2 protein-coding genes and 1 pseudogene are annotated in these 2,867 nt (G+C 71.8%); 1 reads left to right on the forward strand and 2 read right to left on the reverse strand.

Annotation, left to right across the window (positions count from 1 at the left end; genetic code table 11):
- Nucleotides 1-203 (reverse strand): annotated as a pseudogene (locus ACWDU1_RS31285) (hypothetical protein); the annotation flags it as partial.
- An 88-nt stretch (nt 204-291) separates the two neighbouring features.
- Between ACWDU1_RS31285 and ACWDU1_RS31290 the strand changes: the two are divergent.
- The gene (locus ACWDU1_RS31290; protein WP_450004013.1) at nt 292-2,352 is read left to right on the forward strand and encodes a TerD family protein; all 2,061 of its coding nucleotides are present in this window, start codon (nt 292-294) and stop codon (nt 2,350-2,352) included.
- A 7-nt stretch (nt 2,353-2,359) separates the two neighbouring features.
- Here ACWDU1_RS31290 and ACWDU1_RS31295 read toward each other — a convergent pair.
- Nucleotides 2,360-2,867 (reverse strand): DUF1214 domain-containing protein (locus ACWDU1_RS31295; RefSeq protein WP_450004015.1); only part of this gene is annotated, 508 nt, incomplete at its 5' end.

The following is a 2,867-nucleotide window of genomic DNA, read 5'->3' on the forward strand; positions in this document are numbered from 1 at the left end:
GCCGAGGCCGGTGGCAGCCGTACCGCCGTATCGAAGGCCGTCCCGGCCGTCAGCTGAGCGGCCTCGAGCGCCTGGCCCGCGGCCGATTGCGCGGCGTCCACCGCGGACTGGGCGGCGGCGAGCACATCGGCGGGCGTGGGCACCCGGCGCGCACCCGATCTGCCCGCCGGCCGTTTCGCCCCCGGCTGCCCCGGATCGGTCATGGCACAACTCTGCCGCATATTCCGCGAATAAAGCGATGACCTGCGCGCCTGCGGGCGTGTCGGCGCCACATGGCATAGTTCGACGGCGATGGAACTGAGCAAGGGCGCCAATACGCCGATACCGACATCTCTTCTGGCCGTGGTGATTTCCTGGCGGTCGGAGCATGCGGTGGACGCGCACGCCCTGCTGCTGGACGCGGACGGGTCGGTACGGGGCGACCGGGATCTCGTGTTCTACAACGCGCCGCGCCATATCTCGCAGGCGGTGACCCTAGACCAGGATCCCGCGCCCGGTACGGCGCGGTTGAGCGTTTCACTGCCGCGCACCGAATCCGAGGTGGAACGGATCGTGGTGTCGGGGTCGCTGGAGGAGGCGACCTTCGCGCAGGTCGGCGAACTCCGCGTCACCGTCCACGCGGTCGACGGGCCGGTCGCGGTGTACACCGTCGCCGATTCGGAATCGGTATCGGCCATGATGTTCGGCGAGTTCTACCGCCGGGACGGCGGCTGGCGCTTCCGGGCGGTCGGGCAGGGCTGGGCAACCGGTATGGCCGGTCTGATCACCGAATTCGGTATCGAGGTCGAGGACGAGGCCGCGGCCACCGATCTCTCGTCCGACCGGCGTGCCCCGCGCGCGGACGTGACCCCGATCCGTTCGCGGCAGAACGAGAGCGCGGTCCGGGTGAACGCGGCGGGGACCGCGGACCGGGACACCGCCGTCCGCACCGGACCGGCCCTCGAATCCGTGCCGGATGACAGCCCCGGTGCCCGGACGGCGGCGATACCGACCGGGCTCGCCGCGGACGGCACCACCGGCCGGAATGCACCGCACCCGGCCGCCGCACCCCGCAGCGCGCCCGGGAGCCCCCGGCACGGGGGTACCGCGCCGGTGACCGAGCCCGGACGGCAGCGTCCCGATATGCATCCCGGTAACGCGCACTACCGGCTCGACGAGACGCCCGCACCCACCGCGCCGGCCGCGCCGTGGGATCGGTTCGCCCGCGAGGCCCCGGCCCGGCAGGCGCCGGGCACGGTATCCCTGCGCCGGGTCACCGCGTCGCGATCCGCCCCGGTCCCGGCCCCGCCGGGCTCCGGTCGCGCGGACTGGTACCGCGATCCCGAGGATCCCACCCTGCTCCGCTGGTGGGACGGCGAGGAATGGACCGCCGATACACGACCGTCGGCGCGCCCGCATCCGCACGACTGCGACCGGTGCGGCGCCCGCCGCCGGCGGCGGATGTTCGGCGGGCACCATCCCTGCTCGGCCTGCGCCGCGGAGACCGAGGAGTTCCTCGTCCACTGGCATACCCGTGCGGCGCGGGTGCTGAGCGGGCCGGGACCGCGCGGCGCCGACTGGGAGGAGCTGTGGGCCTCGCTGCGATACCAGCGGATCGATGCCGCCGCCGCCCGCGCCGCCCTGCAACCGGAGGCCCTGCAGTACGTGGAGCGGCGGGTCGCCTTCGCCTTCGCCGACGGCCAGATCTCGGCCGGGGAATTCGACGAGGTCGAGCACGCCATCACCGAACTGGCCCTGTCCGGTCCGCTGATCGACGACCTGCGCGCCCGGATGGGGCGGGGCCGGGAACTCTCCCGCCTGCGTGAAGGCGAACTGCCCTCGCTCCACACCCCGGACCTCCATCTCGACGCCGAGGAGCTGGTCTATCTCGATATCGACGCCACCCATATCCGGGAACTGGCCCGCGGTCCCAAACACACCGACGGCCGGCTCATCGTGAGCACGAAGAAACTGCGGTTCGTGGGCCCGGGCGCGGGAGTGGAGATCCCGTGGTCGCGCATCGTCTCGGTGGCCGCCGAACACGGCACCGTGGTGGTGGCGGCGACCTCGGCCCGTGGTGGCGCACTGTTCGCCGCGGCCGATCCGGATTACCTCGCCGCCGCGCTCGAGGGGGCGCTGCGTATCGCCAAACGGCTGGTCCTGGCCCCCGGGCAGCGGGATTCGCGCAGTATCCCGCAGGAGGTGAAGGCGCAGGTCTGGCAGCGTGACGGCGGGCGCTGCGTGGAATGCGGGGAGAGCCACTACCTCGAATTCGACCACATCATTCCGCTCAGCCGCGGCGGCGCCACCAGCGCGGCGAACCTGCAGATCCTGTGCCGTGGCTGCAACCGCGACAAGGGCGCGAATATCTGAGCCGACGTCAGCGCGGTACCAGCGGCGGCGGGAACCACTGTCCGTCCAGCACCCGTTGATCCGGGTTGTACATGCGCAGCAACAGGGAGAACTGTCCCCGGTCGGGTATCGGCAGCCAGTTGGTCCGCGGCACCCCCGGCCCCGGGTCCGCGGCCTGCACCGCGATTTCCAATGCGCCGTCCGGTGCGAACTCGGGTGCCTCCCAATGGCCGACGGTCTGGATGCCGGCCGGGTTCTGCACCAGGAAACCCTCCGAATCGTAGGCGGTCAGCGACCAGAAGGTGGCGACGGGCGGGGCCTGACCCGGATCGAACCGGAGGACGAAATTCAGCGGGTCGCCGTTGTCGTCCGCCTCGTCGAACAACGCCGGGTAGATGACCACCACCGCCAGGTTCGCCCCGATCCCCCGGTACGCGGTCGCGGCGCGGAGCAGGTAGTTGGTGCCGTATCTTCCGACGTTGGTGTCCAGTACCCAGCCGTCGCGCAGCTGGCTGGCCGGATCCACATAGGCGAGA

The organism is Nocardia sp. NPDC003345 (assembly GCF_053589395.1).